Origin of the sequence: Desulfosporosinus acidiphilus SJ4 (genome assembly GCF_000255115.2) — a bacterium.
Lineage (GTDB): Bacteria > Bacillota > Desulfitobacteriia > Desulfitobacteriales > Desulfitobacteriaceae > Desulfosporosinus > Desulfosporosinus acidiphilus.
Window position 1 is genome coordinate 2080924 of record NC_018068.1, and the last position, 17926, is coordinate 2098849.

The window sequence follows — 17926 nt, forward strand, 5'->3', positions numbered from 1 at the left end:
CAGCCATTCTAATATGGATATAGTTAAAAATCGTGGAAGGAAAACAGAAATCCTCTGTATCCCCACAGATACAAGCGATTCCAGTCACGCTCTAGCCGTTGTAATGTGGATAGTATTTTAATAAAAAGTAAAAAAAATAAAAATGTTCGAAAATAGAAAACGCCTGTAACTACACTCCTGTAATACTTACAGAGGACACATGTATTTTCTTAACTTATGATATATAGTATTATTTTTTTTATTTAACTTCTTAATTAACTTTTTAACTCGATTATCCTCCACCTTCAGCAAGTGGATTATAATACATTACTAGTTGAAAAATTTAAGTCATTTTATTCCGTTGCGTCTCGTTGGGTAGCTAGACCTGACTCCTCCAAAACAAAGGAAAGACGATAAGCATAGTGAGTATTCTATGCAAAGGTGCGACCTAGTTGTTGCACCTTCTTCTTTATGTTTAAATATCAATTCTAAGTTTCAAAACACCATCAATTGATGGTAAATTTATACCTATCTTTCTTAGTTGGTATAATTCTATACCCATGATAAAAAAGTATAGAAAAATCAATTTAAATGACCTTCTAAGGCGTTACAAAATGATACCCCTTACAATTACCCTACTTAACATTTTAAACTCAATACAGCCGATTTAAAATGAAATATTGATTTTTACCATACCCGCAAACCCTTGATATAAGCCATTTTTAAAAATGCCATTTTTTCATCATTAAGGGGATTCCACCCCTCTTTTGATGAATTAAATATATCCCAAAAAACGAATGGAGGTGAAACAAATGACAAGTAAAATTGTAAGATTTATAACTATTAATTTTTCATTAAATCCAAAATATTACATTGTAAAATATGGTTTGGAAGATATTGCTAAAACAATTGAAGATTTCAGAAACGATTTAAACAAAAGGAGATGAAACAAATGAGATTAATTAGATTTATGAGACATCCAATAAAAAATGCATTAATAGCAATTCAAGTAGTTGGTTCTATATTGCAGGAATACCCAAAACAAACCTTAATCTTTATTATAGTTTATTGCCTAGTATATTACTTAAACTATTAAAACGGAGGTGTGACAACAAATGCCAACAGATACACTAAAAACATTTTACATAAAATCAATGCGACTTGCAGGTTTCTTAATGCAAAGGGGCTTTGTCCTCCATAGCGTGATACCTGATAGATTTGATACTGCTATGCCCAAACGCAATGTATTTACATTTACTAACTGTCCAGAGTTAATTGATGCTATAGACGATTATAAACAAATGAGAGGAAGTGTATAAAAATGGAACAAACATTAAAACAAATAGAAATGCAATTACTCCGTATTGAAGCACAACAATTAAATTTCCACCTTCAGATGATGAATATGATCAAATTGATCAATCAAAATTTAGCCAAAATCAAAAAGTAATCCTTTGCTAGAGATAGCAATTTTTTTATGCCTATTTTTTATTTAACTTTTTAAAATCTGAAATGAGGTGGTGAAATGGACTTAAATGCAGAGCTAATAAATCAAGTTTTGGGGCAAGGAATATTCGCAGTTTTATTTGTTTGGTTGCTTATGTCTGAAAGAAAATCTAGTCAAGCAAGAGAAGATAAGTTGATGCTCCAACTAGAAAAATCTAATGATGTTTATACGAACGTCATTGAAGCGGTAGATGCCCTTAAAGATACTATTATGAAACAAAAATAAAGGAGAGATAACGAATGGAATTTACACCTGAACAACAAGCCCATATTGATGGATTACTTACTGAGCATAAGGAAAAATGGGAAACTGAAATCCTTGCACCTTTACAAACAGAACTAGCAGGATTAAAGCCAGTTGCCAAAACAGATAAGGAAAAAGAGATTGAAGCCAAGGAACAAGAACTATGGAATAAAGAAAAATCTTTACATATCAAGGAAAAAGGTCTTAGTGATTTTGCTGAATTCTTTAATGCTAATACCATTGAAGATTTAGATATTCAAGCGGAAAAACTTAATAAAATCCTAGAAGCCAAAAAACTTAATAATGCTTATGTTCCTAGCGGTCATAAAACTGCTGATGCTTATGCACAGGCAGAAAAATCAGGTGATACTCAAACTATGATAGGCAGTAAACTGTCTAAATTATTCTCTTAATTTATAACTAATATTAAATAAAAGAAAGAAGGAATTTTATAATGATTACAACTGCTAATTTTACCTCTTTGGAAAATATTAACCTTGCTAAAGAAATAAGTTTGGTAAGTCCGCTAGATACTCCTTTCAGCACCATGCTTTTAGGTGGAGGTAAATTCGATACCACTACTTCAAAGATTGATACTTGGAGAACAAAATCCCTTGATAATACTGCTGATATTTCTCAGGTTGAAGGTTCAGAAACTTCTGTATTCCAAGCAAGCGCAAGAGCAGAAATGTCAAATGTTTGTGAAATTTTTAAAAAGGCAGTTTCTGTTTCTGGAACTGCATCCGCTTCAGGTATCACAGGCGTTCCTAACTCATTCGCTGAGGAAATCAACGACCGCTTAATCGAAATGAAAGTTTCGATGGAGAAACAACTTATCAATGGAGTTAAAAATGATGGTTCTGCCACTCCTTTTATTCGCAGAATGGGTGGATTATTTTCCTTTGCATTGGCTGAACAATCTATTTCTAATGCTACTGCTGGAACTCTTGCAGAAGCAGACGTAAAAGACACTGTAAAAGCACTTTGGACAGCAGGAATGGCTACAGGTCAATATATTGGCATGGTTAATGCTGACCTCAAAGAGCGTATTGATGCTTTATATGATGGAAAATACAGCTATATTGCACAAGAAAATTTGTTTGGGCTTGTAGTTTCTAGCATTGCTACTAATTATGGCACAATCAAACTCTTACTTAATCGTCATATGCCAGTTGATAAAATGGTTGTATTTGACCCTGCATATCTTAAAATTGCTTATCTTCGTCAACCTCAATTTGAGATGTTAGCAAAGACAGGTGACTACACTCAAGGTCAAGTAATTGCTGAATTGACTTTGAAAGTTATGAATCCTAAAGCAATCTCAGTTTTAACTTTTGCCTAAAAGGTCAGAGTTGGTCAGGAGAGGGTGAAATATCCCTCTCTATATTTTTATTTAACTTTTTAACAATTTGAAAAATGAAGGATGTTTTTAAAATGCTGATGACAGAGGAATTAACGGAGCGACAATATTATACATTTACAAGGAAAATCAAAAAAATTAAACTTCGACAAATTGCTGAGGTACTTGGATGTAGTGTGCCACTTCTCTCAATGTGGGAGACAGGCAGGACAGACATAAACGATTATTACGTCAAAAATTACAAGCAATTTATTGATAACAAATAACCTATAAACAAATGAAAGGGGTTGTATTAATGTTTGTGGTCGATAAGGGCAACAACGATTGCCTTCTTGATTCTGTAAAAGAGAGGGAGGGTGACATTGTGATTTAACCATAGCATGGTTAAATTTTACGGTACATTATCAATAGACAAACAACATATTGAAAATGAAATCCAAAATAAAGGAGAGATTTCCGCAATGGTGTTCTGACAATGAGGACTATGAGTTGATGCTAACGGATGATATAGATAGTTTGGTTAGTTGCGCTTTACTTAAAAAAATTAAAGGTTATGAGACAAATTACTATTATGATTTTCAAACTATTTATGAGCTTAAAGAATCAGATGTTCCTGCAATTGCAGTTGATTGTGATTTGGTTAATGGAAGATGTTGGAGTAATCATGTAACAATGTTGTCCGCTAAGGACAGTGTCAATAAAAAGAGTGCCAACTTAAACAATATCGGAAAAATATCAAGAGATAATTACTTTCAAAAGTTTTGTGGTAGCACAGCAATTCAGATATGGAGTTTCTATGATATTCCTCTACCAGAGACAGAAGAAGGTAAGATGGCTTTACTTTGTTTAGATGTTGGATTTAAGGGACACTACGATTCAAGATTCATTGAGATACATTCGAAATATCTCAAGGCACTTGGATTCCCTGAATTAATTGAGGTGCTAGAACGGCACACTTCAACCGAATTCTATGATCTGATTAGGAAATATAATATGGCAAGCAAAATAAAACTTAATAAAAATGGTATGCTCACCACTGACATAGACATTGCAAATTTGCAGTGTCTTTTTAGTTTGGATTTATCTCGCCCTGATAAACCATTCTACATAAGAAGAGAATTTACAAGAGATTGGCCTACATGTTTAGTCAACTATAAGACATATACAAAGGATGATTTTCCTGAGATGTTTAGTGTGGCTCTAATTAACAGAAATAAGGTTTGTTTTACAAAAATTAAATAGAGTTTTGAAAGGACTGGGTAAAATACTCAGTCCTAATATTACCAAAAATGTTCGAACAATTATTCTCAAATTAATTGTAATGTTCGGAATTATCATTGACCTTAAAGAAAAACAAGAGTAGAATTTTGAAGCGAAGGAAATGAATATTCAAACAAATGAAAGGAAATGCTAATGAGAGTTTCAGATGTGGTTACTATAAAAAAGGTTAAATCTTGGATGCCAGGCGATGTAATAACAATAAAAGCAGGTACAGGAGTAGGTAAATCATATTTTATAAAAAACAATCTATACGCCTTAGCCAAAAAAGAGGGCAGTAAAATTCTTTTATTAGTAAATAGAATTAATTGTAAAGATCAATTTGTAGATGAAATTGGTAAGGCAAAAAAGACGGATATTATTGATATTAAAACCTATCAATATATCGAAAATAAAGAAGCCAATAAAAATTATTTTGATTTCAGTGAATATGATTATATTGTTTGTGATGAGTTTCATTATTTCATGAGTGATGCGGCATTTAATATCAATACCGATTTATCTTTAAATGCAATTCTTGCCCAAACTTTCCCAGTTAAAATATTTATGAGTGCTACGGGCGATTACATGAAAAATTATATAACTGGAGTTAGAAAAATAGAAACGATTGATTATGAAGTCCCTATTACATACGATTTTATTAAAAGTTTAACCTTCTTTAATAAAGATGAAACACTAGAAGCATTCATAGAAGAAGCAATAGCAAAGAATCATAAGGCCATTTTCTTCATCCAATCAGCCACAAAAGCATATGATTTGTACAAAAAATACAAAAAGCATTGTTTATTCAATTGTGGTAAAAGTGATAAACATTACAAATATGTGGATAAAGAAAAAATCAAAGAAATGCTAAAGAAGGAAAGATTTGAAGATCAAATTTTAATCACTACTACCTGCATGGATACAGGGGTTAATATAAATGACATTGACCTGTATCATATTGTTTGTGATGTTAAAGATATCGGCGTTTTAGTTCAGTGTATAGGCAGAAAACGCCTAGAAAATAAAGATGATAAAATTTATTTGTACGTTAAAACTATTAATAATCAATCATTAGGGGGCATGGAAACCCAATTAAAGAGAAAAGTTAATATGGCTGATTATTTGCGAGAACATACCGTAAAAGAATATCTTGAGGAATACAAAAGACAATATGATACCAGTAACATTGTCTATAATGACACGGTAAAAGAAGATAATAAATCAACACTAAAAGTAAATGAATTAATGTTCTTTAAGGTTAAAACAGATTTGGCTGAATTAAGTTTCATGAAAACTTATGGTGATTTTGGTTATTGTAAATATCTTGCGAGTAAATTTGGATTCCGAGATGATAACGGATATTATAATTATCGGACTATTGAAGAAGATTATCAAAAAGATAAGATTGTTAATTTTATGGCAAAGGTTGTTGGCAAAAAATTAACAAAAGAAGAACAAAATGAATTGATTGATATAGTTGATTTAAGAGATTCTAGGAATAGACAACAAAAATCAATAGGACAATTAAACGAGTATTTTAAAGCAAATAATATAAAATATTTTATTATATCTAAAAAAAGTGGTCCAAAAAGATATTGGGAAGTAAAAGAAGATAATGCGCAAAACAAAATGGGACAAAATTTGGAATAACCTCTATTATAGGTTTATCCATAAATTGTCCCAACTAATTATTATATCATATTGCAAATATAATTCAAGAGTATTTAATTAAAAATAAATATAAAAAGTATTTGGCAGTTGCCCACGGTGGGCAAATGCGAGGTAATAATTTTGATATTTGCTTGGGTTTTGCGACCTTGGGGCGCGAAACCATAGCAAATTCAAATTATTGCCCAATGCCATAGGCAAAAGTTTAATGTAAATCTTATTTCAATGAATAAGAACACAGGGCGCTTACCAGCGGGGTATGTCTGTCGGGTGCAGTGGCTCCCGCCAGCCATAAATATAATTTTAATTGTTTTTATAATTGGTTTCAAGAAAAGGTACTTCATATTGAGGTGCCTTTTTTTGATGTCACTAAGAGTTACCATTACAAAATAATTATAGGAGTTGATACAAATGACTTTAGACGAGCAATTAGCACGTACAAATTTAAAATATAAACGATATTTTCGGTGGAAATTCAAACTATCTACAAGAGGTAGAGCATATAAAGAACGTCCGTTGGAAGAAATCATGAAGATTGATTTAATAAAAACAAGGGAAACATATTACGCTTGGGAAAAAACGGAGGAATATCAGAACTTAGTCAATTTACTTATTATGTCAAATGCAGGTAATGATTTATTAGAAATTTATAATGTCATGCTTGATAAAGCAAAAAAAGGTGATGCAAAGGCAGTTGATACTGTCATTAAACTTCAGAAATCTATTGCATCAAGCATTAAACAGAATAGTAAAGATAATAATTCTGCTCCTGTTGAAGATGAAGAAGATGATCTTGAACTATGACAATGAAAAAGGAAACAAAATTAGAGAAGATTAATAAGGACTTCTTTTTGTGGGCTAAAAACTTTGTTCAGATTATTGATAATAATGGAGATTTAGTTAAGTTTGTTCCGAATGAGCAACAGGTAGAATTCTTTAATGGCATGGATAAGTTTAATATCATCGCCAAGAGCAGACAATTAGGTTTTTCAACTTTGATGATGATATATTGCTTGTGGCTTGTTTGTACCAGACCAAATACTAATACTATGATGGTTTCTTATAATGTTGAGAGTACACAAGCACTATTTGAGAAGTTGAAAATGATTTATGCAACTATTCCTGACAAATATAAGCCAGCAGAAAAGCGTTCAAATAGAATGGAATTATTTTTGGAGAACGGTTCTAAGGTAATGGTAAAGACCGCAGGTAATAAATCCTTGGGGCGCGGAATGAATTTACAGTATATCCACTTGTCAGAGTTTGCTTTTTATCCCGATGACCAACAAAAAGATTCATTAGTGTCATTAGAGCAAGCACTTGCAAAAAATATGGATTCAATGATTGTTGTTGAAACTACTTCTAACGGATACAACTATTACCAAAAACTATTTACAAAGTCCTATAAGGATAAATCGAGCAGATATAAAGCATTTTTCTTTCCTTGGACTTCTAGTGCCACTGTAAGCCAATTCAAACACGAGTTAAACATTGCTGAGGATTGGTTTAAGGCCAATAATCATAATCATAGATTGATACCTGAGCAATTAGAGAAGGATGAATTACCTTTATATAATGCTAAAGTTAGTTTGAAGATGATAATGTGGCGTAGATGGAAACTTCAGGACATGGCATTAGAAGATTTTCAGCAGGAATTTCCCTTTACTCCTGAAGAAAGTTTCAGGGCCACAAGTCGATCAATATTTAATGAGCAAGCAATTAATAATAGTGTTATGAATCTACTTCCTCCATTGAGGAAAGATGAACTAAATATATCTCTCCCTGATTCCCTTGCTAGTTATTATGGCAGGGGTTTTTATATGTTCAAAAATGTTAAGCCAGGAGAACGATATTATGCAGGAGTTGATACTGCTTCAGGTAATGGTGGAGATAATTCAACGATTAGTGTTTATAGTTCGGAGGGTGAGCAGGTCGCAGTGTTTATGGATAATAAAATACCTATCTATAAATTTGCTGATGTTGTTTATGACTTGGGCATGATGTTTAACTATGCCTTTCTTGTAGTGGAGAAAAATAGTTTTGGTCAGTCAGTCATTGAGAAGTTAAGGTCTGAACGCCAATATTTAAACATGTACAAGATGAAAACTTTTGATGATAGAGGTAAGAAAAAGTATATGGTTGGTTGGATTACTACAGCAGTTTCAAAACCAAGGTTAGTCCAAGATTTTAAAGAGCAATTTGAGAAGAATTTGATTTTGATAAATGATAGCAGCACTCTTGATGAAATGAAGATTTATGTTGAAGCCGATGGTAAGACATCAAATAAGCGTGGAGATGATTTTCACGATGATTTAGTAATTGCTTCAGCATTGGCAGTTCAGGGGCTTAAATGTGGCAAATGGTATTTATAAGAAAGGGATGAAATAAATGAATCTACAAGAGTATATAAATGCTTATTATGATGGAGATGAGTATTGGTTTATACAATTTACCAATTACAGTAATTCTCATGTCAATGTAAGTCAGCAAAATAATGTACCTTATGTATATAGTAATCAGGAACGCATCATGAACATTATAAACATTAAAGATTATTTAAGTGGCAAACATGCCATTTTAGATAAATCGGTTGAAATGTGGAATGGGAAAGAATTCCATCCGAGAACTATTGTTTTGAATTATGCCAAGACGATATTAAACTTCTCGACAAGTTATTTGCTCAAGAATCCTGTCACTATATCAGGAGATGAAGCAAGTGTACCTATAGTCAAGGATGTTTATAAAAAAGGCAATTATAATAAGATTGATTGGGACATTTTAGATAAGGTATGTAAATATGGGTCAGTGGCTGAGTATGTTTATATTGACAAAGACAAAGAGATTAGAAGTAAGTTAATACTGCCAGAGGACAGTTATCCTGTTTACAATGATGAGAATGAATATATTGGATTCGTTGAATACTTTACTTCGATTATGAATGTAAGTTACTGGAATGTTTTTACTGAGGATAAGGTATTAAAGTATGATGACTTTGGTGGAGAGATAAGATTAGTAGGTGAGTTTAATAATCCTTCAGGTTTGCCGATTATTTACAAAAATAAGAATGAGTTAGATGAAACAGCAGGGCGAAGTGATTTGGAGGATTATGTAAATATTGTGGATGCCTTGGAGGATTTAATTAGTAAATATACGGATTCAATTTATAAGTTCATTAATCCTATACCTGTAGTTGTCGGGCAGAAGTTAGGCATCGGTAAATCAGGTGAGGGTGCTATACCTTCTACATTAGTAGGAACAGGATTACAGTTAGATGATGGTGGACAGTTTAGTTTTGCTAATGGTCAATTAGATTATCAATCCTTTGAATCAGTTTGGAAGATTTTATATAACTCATTACTTCAGGTTTCTAGTGTTCCGGCTGTATCTATGGGTGTTCAGGACGTTAGCAATTTATCAGAAGTAAGTATTAAGTTATTGTTCTCTCTTGCTGATTTAAGAGCAGGTATGAATGAGATGTATATGAGAGAGGGCATAGAACAACGATTTAAGGCGTTTGAAACATTACTTAAAGCAAAAGGTATAGTGATAGATGCTAATGCTTTAGATGTAGTATTTGAATACGCAAGGCCAATGAATCAGACAGATATAATCAATGATCTAAAGACATTAAGAGATATGGGTGCTATTAGTTTACAGAGTACATTAGAACAGTGTCCTATGACATATGATGTGGCTATGGAGTTAGAGAGGATTAAGAAGGAAGATAAGGCAAAGGTTAAGAAGCAACAGGCACAACAACAAACATTTGATAATAATGGGAATGTGGTTAGTGGAAGTGATGCTACCAATAACAATATAAATACAGATAATGGTAATGTAAATGGTTAAGTGAGATTAAGTGATACTAGATATAGTGGTTAATTTGTTTTGTTAATACTAGATGTAGTGTTGCATTAAGTTATGGATTATATAAGCGTTTGATTATGAATGTAATTGTTCTAAAAAATCGCGCGTGTTATAATATCTATATACCCATATGGGGTATAATTACTATAATTTTGCTGTATTCAATATGTAGGTGGCACTCACTCACTGACATAATAACCAACAAAAAAGCATAGGTGCTTCAAATCAAGAGCATCTATGCTTAGATACATTGTAATTATCAGAATTGTTTATTGGGTCCGATAATGAACACTATGTAAAGTAAAATATGACACAATAGACATTGTGTAACATTAGGTAAAATGGCTACAATCCGCTTATATCAAGGGATGTAGGGTTTGGGGTATTACTTGCCCATTTACTTGTTAAAATCTAATTGATAATGACTAGGGAAATTCCACCACTCATGGACATTTATAGGGTAATTATATAGCATCAAATTGAAGTTTTAATGGAAATAGGGGGCTGATTCGATACCCCTTTTCTGAAATGAGTCGCCATAGTTAATCCAATTTTACACGTTCAAAGTAAATTTTGAATCCTCAGATTCACTTGGAATAAATTCATACCCACAAAACTCACATTTCTCTGTTCCATAAGGAGAAAACTCCCCACACTTAGGACACTTTTTTTCATTCCTCGAAATTATTGCAGATATTAAAACCCCAAGGATACTAAAGAAAAATCCTGCAAAAAACCATGCTATAAAAGAACGATGTTTTGCCCATGCTATTGCTCCACTGATGATTCCGCAGATTATACCAAAAATAAACCATAATGACATAACATCACTTGATGGAGTAATCAAGTTGAATTCCTCCTTACTACTTAAATACAATTTGATTCAAAACATCCGCTTAATAATTTCTTTATATCTTTTATCATCTATTTCTATTAAACACTTTTTACCATTTTTAAACTGAACAGCTAAAGTATGGATACCTTTAGATTTAGCAGAAAGACCTGCTAATAATCCAACTGGGCCTAATAAAAATCCTCCAAGCAATCCTCTGCTTATTGCACTTGAAGCACTTTTTATGCTTTCCTCCGTAACGATTTCATAGTGTTCCACATTTGATTTACTAATATCTTCAATGTTATATCCCTTTGAATCTTCAATGTATACTAAACCAGTCGTCCACCCAATGCGGTAATTAAAATAATCACCAGCAATAACAATGTTTTTTGCACTCATCTTAAATCACTCCTCGTATAATTAATTTAGTTCCTGCCCCACGAGTCCAAAAAACTAATGGAACGTGGGGTATTTAAATGACCAAAGAAAACTGGAAATTCAGTTGGTTGGTCATCATCAACAAGATGCGCGCAGAATAACGCATACCCCATGCAGTCGTCGTGCCTGTGGGCAGTGTGGACAAGTCAACCCCAAAGCACACTTCAAATTCGACTTGTCCAAAGCCTGAGGGAAAGCTCTTTTAAGATAGACCCATAAGGGCTTTTCCATAGGCTGGCACTGTCCACAGGCTCAGGATAAGGAATACCTGAGTAATGATTCCTTAAGTCGTTCTTTGACAACAAAAAAGTATTTAAGTTTGTTGGGGTTTCAGGCAAAATGATACCGTGAGGTTCGTTCTGGTAAGGCCTTTCACTCCTTGAGGCTATGACCTCTTATTAAGTCTGACTGCCAGCCCACAATTTGAACTTTTAACTCGAAGGTTGCACAGCTTAAAGGGAACCCCTCCGATGGTAGCAGATCGGTTGGATCCGAGGTCTTTTTAAGACAAGTGCTGATTCGGCGAGGTTGTTGACCTGTTGTGGTGCCTGGTCCCAACGTTAATCTTACAAATTCTTCGACTCGGAAAGTGAGGTGATTTTACTTGAGTTTATTTGTCGGTATAGATGTGAGTTCCAGTGATTTTAAAGTGCGAATCTTAGATGAGCGTGGTAATGAACCAGTTAAAAGGCTAAGGGTTTTGAATGATCAGCCTGGTTGTGAGCAAGTTGCCCGATATCTCTCTGAAGCCTGTAATAAAGAGAATGAGGACCGGCTGGTTATTGGTTTAGAGGCCACTTCCGTGTACAGTTGGCCGTTACAAATGTTCTTAGCGGAAGACCATTGTTTAGCACCTTTACAGCCCCAAATTTATTCCTTTAACCCCAAGGTCGTTGCTAATTTCAAAAAGGCTTATGTGGACCTTCCGAAGAACGACTGGATTGATGCCTGGGTCATTGCCGAACGTTTACGCTTCGGCCGGCTCCCGGAGGGCTCTCAGGTCGATTTCCGCTACTTACCGTTACAGCGACTCACTCGCTTTCGTTGTCATCTGATCGAGATGATCTCCAGAGAGAAGAATTATTTCCTCACGAACTTGTTCTTAAAGTTTAGCACTCTTGCCCAAGGTACGGTTTTTAGTAATACTTTCAGCGTTACTTCTGAATCCTTGACACTTGAGTTTTTTTCTCCAGAAGAGGTTGCGGCTCGACCGCTTGATGAACTGATTGATTTCCTCATGGAGAAAGGAAGAAGTCATTTCGAGGATCCGGAAGCCAAAGCCAGAGAGTTGAAGGAAGCCGCTCGCAAGGCCCATCGACTACGTGGAAGCCTATTGCAACCCATTAACCTTATCCTAGCCACGAGCATCGAAACCATCCACACTTTAGAGAAACAGGTCAAGAAAATCGATAAGGCGATCGAAGCTGAAATCAGGCATTTCCCTAATACGCTCATTACCATTCCCGGTATTGGCCCTGTGCTTTCAGCTGGTATTATTGCTGAGATTGGAGACATCCGCCGTTTTCCGAATGAAGGAGCCTTAGCAAAGTTTATTGGGCTAACCTGGCGTTCTCACCAGTCCGGTGATTTTACAGCCGATGACACGCCCTTAACTCGAACCGGCAACACCTACTTGCGAAGTTATATCATCCAGGCTGCTAACCTAGTACGCCAAAAGGAACCAGAGTACAAAGCCTTCTACCAACGTAAATTCTCGGAAAGTAAGACTCACCATCATCGCCGTGCTCTCGTGCTTACTGCACGCAAACTCGTCCGTATGGTTGATGCTCTGCTACGCAGCAACCAAATCTATATGCCACATGGCAATAGGGGGATTGCAAACTAAGCATGAACTACGAGAATTGAAGTCCCATTTTTGTAACTTGTTTCCATTTCATTTTGGGAATAAGAGGGTTTTTTATTGCCTTTTTTGCCAACGGATAACTAACTTACTGAAAAATTGACTCACTTAGGGTCTTGACATATTACCGAAGGACTTAATTTTGAACCGCGGTTAATATTCCATTGTCAAAATACAAATAACCTCCGTTATCATATACCCATTGCTCATGTGTACCGTTAGCAGTAACCGTTCTATTGACCTCATTTGGTCTTCCCCACGAAGAATCTAAAACCTGTTGTTGAGTCATTCCTATTCTGACACCTTGTGTTTTCGCTAATGCTTTAGCTTTTGCTTCTTCCTCGGCACGTTTTTGAGCTTCTAACTTGGCTTGAGCATCTGCTTCTGCTTTAGCTTTGGTTTCTGCTTCGGCATTTTGCTTTGCTAATAAATCATTGTATTGTTGTCTTCTTTGAAGGAGTTCTTTTTGGACATTCTCATCAAGAAACTTGGTAACGGTTAAGTTTTGAATTTCATTAATTGCCTTTTGATAATCCTTTGAATTAGCGTACTGGTCAATTTTTGTCATCTCATCTTGAGTATACATTTTCTTACTTTCAGCTTCTTTTGATTGTGCATCTTTATAACGTTTTGTATCTTGTGCTGAAACATAACTAAATGACCTATAAGCATCTAAATAATTCTTATCATCAAATTGTTTTAATCCTAAATTATAGTTTTGAAGCGAAAAGCTTAAATTTTTACTTAACTCCTGCTTATCGACAATAGCTTGATCTGTGCGATATTTTAGGGCATTACTATAAAACGTTTCAGCATCGTTGAATTTTTCATTAGAGAAACTATCATTTCCCTTTCGAACATTATCATTAAAAAGTTTTGAGTCATAAAGTGCTTTTAGTGAGAGGGGGACTATACAAACGACAAGAATAATGACTATAAGAAGAATTGTTTTTCTTTTTTCGGTATTAGATTTTATTAATATTTCTTTTATGGGATTCTCCATTTTCAAATACCTCCCAAAATCTATTTATACCAAAAGTATATACCCGTCCTCGGACATTTTTTTGGTGAATCATGTCTATAGGATTTGTCTTATTACGTAGTATTTGAGAAATTAATAGAACATTCTGAAGTTTAGCAGGAAAATATCTATCTATGTTGAAAATGGAAGCGAGAAAGAGGTGAATAAGGTGATTGAAATCAAGCCAACTCAAAAACAAGTATTGAAAGTTTTATTGGAAAATAAGAATACTTGGCTTACTGATATTCAGATAAGAGATAAATCAGGGTTGAATTATTCCCATGTAAAAACTGCCTTGAAGAAGTTTATGGACAACGATTATGTTTTCTTTGATGGAAATAAGAGCTTTCAAATTTCACCTGATGGGGAAAGTGCTTATTTAAGTTAATTATAAAAAATGGAGGGATATTTTATGACAACTACAAAAGAAGAAGTGATAAAGATTTTGTCTCAAACATATGACGAATGTAAGAAACAAAATTACAGCTATTTTATGAGAGAAAAAATACCTAACTTAAACGAATTAATGTTTAAATTGAGATACCTTGAAGATGAAAAACTTATAAAATATTTAGATGCCGATGATGGATTGCCTTATGGAATGTTTAAATTTAGGATAACTTCTAAAGGTATTGATTTCTATGAAAATGAAATAAAAAAAGTAACCGAATAATTAATATTCATCTAATCCCCTAATTTATGGGGATTTTTTATATCCAAAATTAAAGGAGGAAATCAACCATGACAAATTCAGACCGCTTAATCATGGAAATCAAAGGCATAGACCTTACACCAGATGAATTAAATATATACCTTGAAGAAAATTTACTTGTTGGTACAACTGAATATATTCCAACTTCAAAAACAAATAAGCGCAATATCTTAAAGGCAGCATTATCAATTCTTGAATCGGTTGCCAATCAACCTGATTTGATGAAAAATTATAAACAGGATGATATTTCAATTTATCAATTCCATGAGAATCTTGAAAAGAGAATAGATGCACTCACATATAAAATCAGACAAATACCTGATGATACTCAAACTTATGCTGATGGGGCTTCATTTTTTTATATGTTTGCTGATTAAGAGAGGGGATAAATGAATGGTGAAATTATTTGATCCTGATGCTTCAAGCTTTAATTATATGCTTGAGCAAATGGGTAAAGATTTAACTTTGAATGATACCACGCAAATTAGAGCCATATTGTCCTCCATCCCTGTCAATGCAAATAATCATGATGATAAATATATATCCACCTTATCCCCTCTAAAACAAGGCGATAAGGTGGATTATTTATTGTCTAAATGGCTTGTAGTTTCTCAGGTTAATGGTCAGAGGATAGTAAAATATAAGGCGATTATGCGAAAATGTAACTATAATGTGAATTTTAATTTTGATGGTTACGTGAAAAATTTCCCTACTTTTATTGAGGGTAAAATTTTTGATGTTCAAAGTGGTCAATATATTATGTTACCTGTAGGTAAAATCCTTGTCACATTGCAGGAGAATCCTGATACATTAGCCATCGTGATTAATCAACGTTTTATTTCTATGAATTCCCCTTGGAAGATTACAGGCATTGATAGGACAGTAAAAGGTTTAATTACTTTATCCTGTGATTTAGATTTATGGGGAGCAAACGATGATAAAATCAATGAAATTGCTGATGTAGTTACTTATACAGTTGCATTTACTGATGTTTCACCTGTTTCAGTTGATATTGGCTCAACTTATCAGACAAATATTTCAATGGCAAAAGATGGAGCGAGTGTAACCTTCCCTGTAACATATAGTTCTGATAATGGCAATGTATCTGTTGATGCTAATGGTTTACTAACCGCATATACTGAGGGTACGTCAATTATCACAGTCACAAAATCAGATAATCCTTATGTAAGTGCAACTTTAGAAGTGACAGCAAAGGTAAATCATGTTCCTGTTGTTGTTGACCAAATATTACCTAATGTTACTTCTTTACTTCAAACTACGTCTCAGGATTACACGGTTTACCAATACGTTGATTCTGTCGCGAATTCCGACACCTTTACTATAACTGCTTCAGGCCCAACAACCACTTATTACACTTTGACAGTTTCAGATGGAAATCATTTTACTGTGTACAATAAGCAATATATCGCAACAAAATTGGTTATTACCTGCACGAATAATAGAGATGCTTCGCAGGTTCAAATATCCATAGATTTAAGGGGATTGTGGTAATGGAAAAGGGATGTACTTTAATTACATCCCTTAAATTTAATTACTTGTAGTTACCTTCAATATAACAAAACGCATAGTTTTGACTGTTATCATCATCATAAACAAACCATTCTTCTGTCAAATCATTGAACATGAGAGGGTATTCTTTACCTGCTGTCAGACAGAAATTGCTTACTGACGGAATCCAAACCTTTGCATTATTGATTCTAATTTCATCTTCAAGAAAATGAGGAAAATTAATTATATTAGCCATGATTTAATCACTCCTTGCAAATCTTTACCCTTTTCAGTATGCCAATCACAACCTAAAAAGGCAATATTTAGTTTTAGAATGGAATTACATTAGGGGCATTTCAGTATTTGCATGGTCAGCAAACACCCCCTTGTAATTCCATTTTGTCTAAGGGGTTATATTTTTCAAATTCCTCTAATTTATCATCCGTTGACCAATATAAATACTTTTCAACTGTTTCAATCGTTCTATGTCCTAATTGTTCCCTGAGCGATGCGGTAGACCCACCATTTTTGAGGTAATTGATGGCATATGTGTGCCTATACGTGTGAGGTGATACTCTGATTCTAGGGTCAATATTGGCTTGTACTCCATATTCCCTGAAATTTTCCTGAATGGTATTGTCGGCAAGTTTTCCACCATCCTGATTTTGAAACAATATATCAAAAGGTTTGGCATTGGGAAGGCATAGGCGAATGAAACGTTGTAATTCAGGTTTAATTTTCTTAGCCATTCCTACAATTCTTGGAGTTCTGTTTTTACTTTCTCGAATGAGAATTCTATTATTCTTAAAATCAATATCAGAAATAGTTAAATTAAGACATTCACTAATTCTCATTCCAGTGGATAAAAGCATAAGCATCATGCAATAATCCCTATATCCTGCATGTCTGGACTTATCTGGTTGTTTTAACAGGTTTTTAATATCTTCATTTGAAAAAGGGATAATAGGTTTTTGGTCAATTTTGCCCTTTTTAATTTTTGCCATTGGATGATCTTGAATGATTTCTTGCTCAATAAGGTAATTGAAAAAAGGGCGAATAGATGCAATTGCTGAATTAATAGTTGCTTGAGTATTGTTTTTAGTTTTACGCATGAAATTAAGGAAATCCTTTATATCCCTTTCAGTAATTTCATCAACTAATAATGAGTGTTCATTTTCTTCCAGATACTTCTTTAAATACCCTAAATAAAAGCGATAACCTTCAATAGAACCTTGAGTTAGATTTCTTTCCTCACAATGAATTAAGTAATCATCAAATTGAATTGAGTAATCGGTAGGTGCTACTATTTTTCTTGATTTTCTTTTGACAGGGGAAATAACTGCTGATTTTCTAGCCATAAAAACAACCCTTTCTTTGTTGTTCCCTTGCTAGATTTTTCATAAATTTTGGGTAGTTGTCCTAGAAATCTAGTGCGTTTCAGTTTGACGAATCTAGTGCGTACCCGTAAAAACAAAAAAGGCAAATTGATTTCTCAATTTACCCTTAAACCCTTAATTGGTGCGGTCGAGAGGACTTGAACCTCCATGCCCTTGCGAGCACTAGAACCTGAATCTAGCGCGTCTGCCAGTTCCGCCACGACCGCGTAACATTGATTATTATAGGAGATTGTATTCATCTTGTCAACATCAAAATTCATCTTGAGCAA

General features: G+C 33.9%; 21 protein-coding genes and 1 tRNA gene. 16 read left to right on the top strand and 6 right to left on the bottom strand.

The window, feature by feature from the left end; genetic code table 11:
- The first annotated feature begins 791 nt into the window (after positions 1-791).
- The 11 genes from DESACI_RS25480 (at position 792) to DESACI_RS09650 (ending at position 9866) form a co-directional block, all read left to right on the top strand.
- Positions 792-926, top strand: a complete 135-nt coding sequence (locus tag DESACI_RS25480; RefSeq protein WP_014826993.1) for a hypothetical protein — start codon at positions 792-794, stop codon at positions 924-926.
- A gap of 168 nt (positions 927-1094) precedes the next feature.
- Positions 1095-1298 (top strand): DUF5659 domain-containing protein, encoded by a 204-nt coding sequence (locus DESACI_RS09605; protein WP_014826995.1) that lies wholly within the window; start codon positions 1095-1097, stop codon positions 1296-1298.
- Between the two features lie 2 nt (positions 1299-1300).
- Entirely contained in the window at positions 1301-1429 is a 129-nt protein-coding gene (locus tag DESACI_RS25485; protein ID WP_014826996.1) for a hypothetical protein, read from the top strand.
- A 75-nt stretch (positions 1430-1504) separates the two neighbouring features.
- Positions 1505-1711, top strand: coding sequence for a BhlA/UviB family holin-like peptide (locus DESACI_RS09610; protein WP_014826997.1), 207 nt, complete (start codon positions 1505-1507; stop codon positions 1709-1711).
- A 14-nt stretch (positions 1712-1725) separates the two neighbouring features.
- Complete coding sequence (locus DESACI_RS09615) at positions 1726-2142, top strand: hypothetical protein (protein WP_014826998.1); 417 nt, start codon at positions 1726-1728, stop codon at positions 2140-2142.
- 41 nt (positions 2143-2183) lie between these two features.
- Entirely contained in the window at positions 2184-3071 is an 888-nt protein-coding gene (locus tag DESACI_RS09620; protein WP_014826999.1) for a DUF5309 domain-containing protein, read from the top strand.
- Between the two features lie 510 nt (positions 3072-3581).
- Complete coding sequence (locus tag DESACI_RS09630) at positions 3582-4331, top strand: hypothetical protein (protein WP_242833182.1); 750 nt, start codon at positions 3582-3584, stop codon at positions 4329-4331.
- Between the two features lie 165 nt (positions 4332-4496).
- A complete protein-coding gene (locus tag DESACI_RS09635; RefSeq protein ID WP_148271290.1) occupies positions 4497-5999 on the top strand; it encodes a helicase-related protein in 1503 nt (500 codons plus the stop codon).
- A gap of 429 nt (positions 6000-6428) precedes the next feature.
- Positions 6429-6821, top strand: a complete 393-nt coding sequence (locus tag DESACI_RS09640; protein WP_014827003.1) for a hypothetical protein — start codon at positions 6429-6431, stop codon at positions 6819-6821.
- A 2-nt stretch (positions 6822-6823) separates the two neighbouring features.
- The gene (locus DESACI_RS09645; RefSeq protein WP_148271291.1) at positions 6824-8389 is read left to right on the top strand and encodes a terminase large subunit domain-containing protein; all 1566 of its coding nucleotides are present in this window, start codon (positions 6824-6826) and stop codon (positions 8387-8389) included.
- 16 nt (positions 8390-8405) lie between these two features.
- Positions 8406-9866: a phage portal protein gene (locus tag DESACI_RS09650; protein ID WP_014827005.1), complete on the top strand. Its 1461-nt coding sequence runs from the start codon at positions 8406-8408 to the stop codon at positions 9864-9866.
- A 571-nt stretch (positions 9867-10437) separates the two neighbouring features.
- Here DESACI_RS09650 and DESACI_RS09655 read toward each other — a convergent pair.
- Both DESACI_RS09655 and DESACI_RS09660 read right to left on the bottom strand, forming a co-directional pair.
- Entirely contained in the window at positions 10438-10731 is a 294-nt protein-coding gene (locus tag DESACI_RS09655) for a zinc ribbon domain-containing protein (protein WP_014827006.1), read from the bottom strand.
- 36 nt (positions 10732-10767) lie between these two features.
- A complete protein-coding gene (locus DESACI_RS09660) occupies positions 10768-11118 on the bottom strand; it encodes a hypothetical protein (protein WP_014827007.1) in 351 nt (116 codons plus the stop codon).
- 643 nt (positions 11119-11761) lie between these two features.
- On the opposite strand from DESACI_RS09660, the gene DESACI_RS09665 reads away from it, so the two are divergent.
- The gene (locus tag DESACI_RS09665; RefSeq protein WP_014826601.1) at positions 11762-13003 is read left to right on the top strand and encodes an IS110 family RNA-guided transposase; all 1242 of its coding nucleotides are present in this window, start codon (positions 11762-11764) and stop codon (positions 13001-13003) included.
- A 151-nt stretch (positions 13004-13154) separates the two neighbouring features.
- Here the strand turns inward: DESACI_RS09665 and DESACI_RS09670 are convergent, their stop codons facing one another.
- Complete coding sequence (locus DESACI_RS09670; RefSeq protein WP_014827008.1) at positions 13155-14021, bottom strand: hypothetical protein; 867 nt, start codon at positions 14019-14021, stop codon at positions 13155-13157.
- Positions 14022-14208: 187 nt separating this feature from the next.
- Between DESACI_RS09670 and DESACI_RS09675 the strand changes: the two genes are divergently transcribed.
- The 4 genes from DESACI_RS09675 (at position 14209) to DESACI_RS09690 (ending at position 16263) form a co-directional block, all read left to right on the top strand.
- The gene (locus DESACI_RS09675; RefSeq protein ID WP_014827009.1) at positions 14209-14427 is read left to right on the top strand and encodes a hypothetical protein; all 219 of its coding nucleotides are present in this window, start codon (positions 14209-14211) and stop codon (positions 14425-14427) included.
- A gap of 24 nt (positions 14428-14451) precedes the next feature.
- Positions 14452-14712 carry a hypothetical protein gene (locus tag DESACI_RS09680; RefSeq protein WP_014827010.1) on the top strand — a complete coding sequence of 87 codons (261 nt, stop codon included), beginning with the start codon at positions 14452-14454 and terminating at the stop codon, positions 14710-14712.
- Between the two features lie 68 nt (positions 14713-14780).
- Positions 14781-15128: a hypothetical protein gene (locus tag DESACI_RS09685; protein ID WP_014827011.1), complete on the top strand. Its 348-nt coding sequence runs from the start codon at positions 14781-14783 to the stop codon at positions 15126-15128.
- 16 nt (positions 15129-15144) lie between these two features.
- Complete coding sequence (locus DESACI_RS09690; protein ID WP_014827012.1) at positions 15145-16263, top strand: hypothetical protein; 1119 nt, start codon at positions 15145-15147, stop codon at positions 16261-16263.
- Positions 16264-16303: 40 nt separating this feature from the next.
- Here the strand turns inward: DESACI_RS09690 and DESACI_RS09695 are convergent, their stop codons facing one another.
- From DESACI_RS09695 to DESACI_RS09705, 3 genes are all read right to left on the bottom strand, one after another.
- The gene (locus DESACI_RS09695) at positions 16304-16516 is read right to left on the bottom strand and encodes a hypothetical protein (RefSeq protein WP_014827013.1); all 213 of its coding nucleotides are present in this window, start codon (positions 16514-16516) and stop codon (positions 16304-16306) included.
- A 115-nt stretch (positions 16517-16631) separates the two neighbouring features.
- Positions 16632-17618: a tyrosine-type recombinase/integrase gene (locus DESACI_RS09700; RefSeq protein ID WP_014827014.1), complete on the bottom strand. Its 987-nt coding sequence runs from the start codon at positions 17616-17618 to the stop codon at positions 16632-16634.
- A 158-nt stretch (positions 17619-17776) separates the two neighbouring features.
- Positions 17777-17863, bottom strand: a tRNA-Leu gene (locus DESACI_RS09705).
- Between the last annotated feature and the right edge of the window lie 63 nt (positions 17864-17926).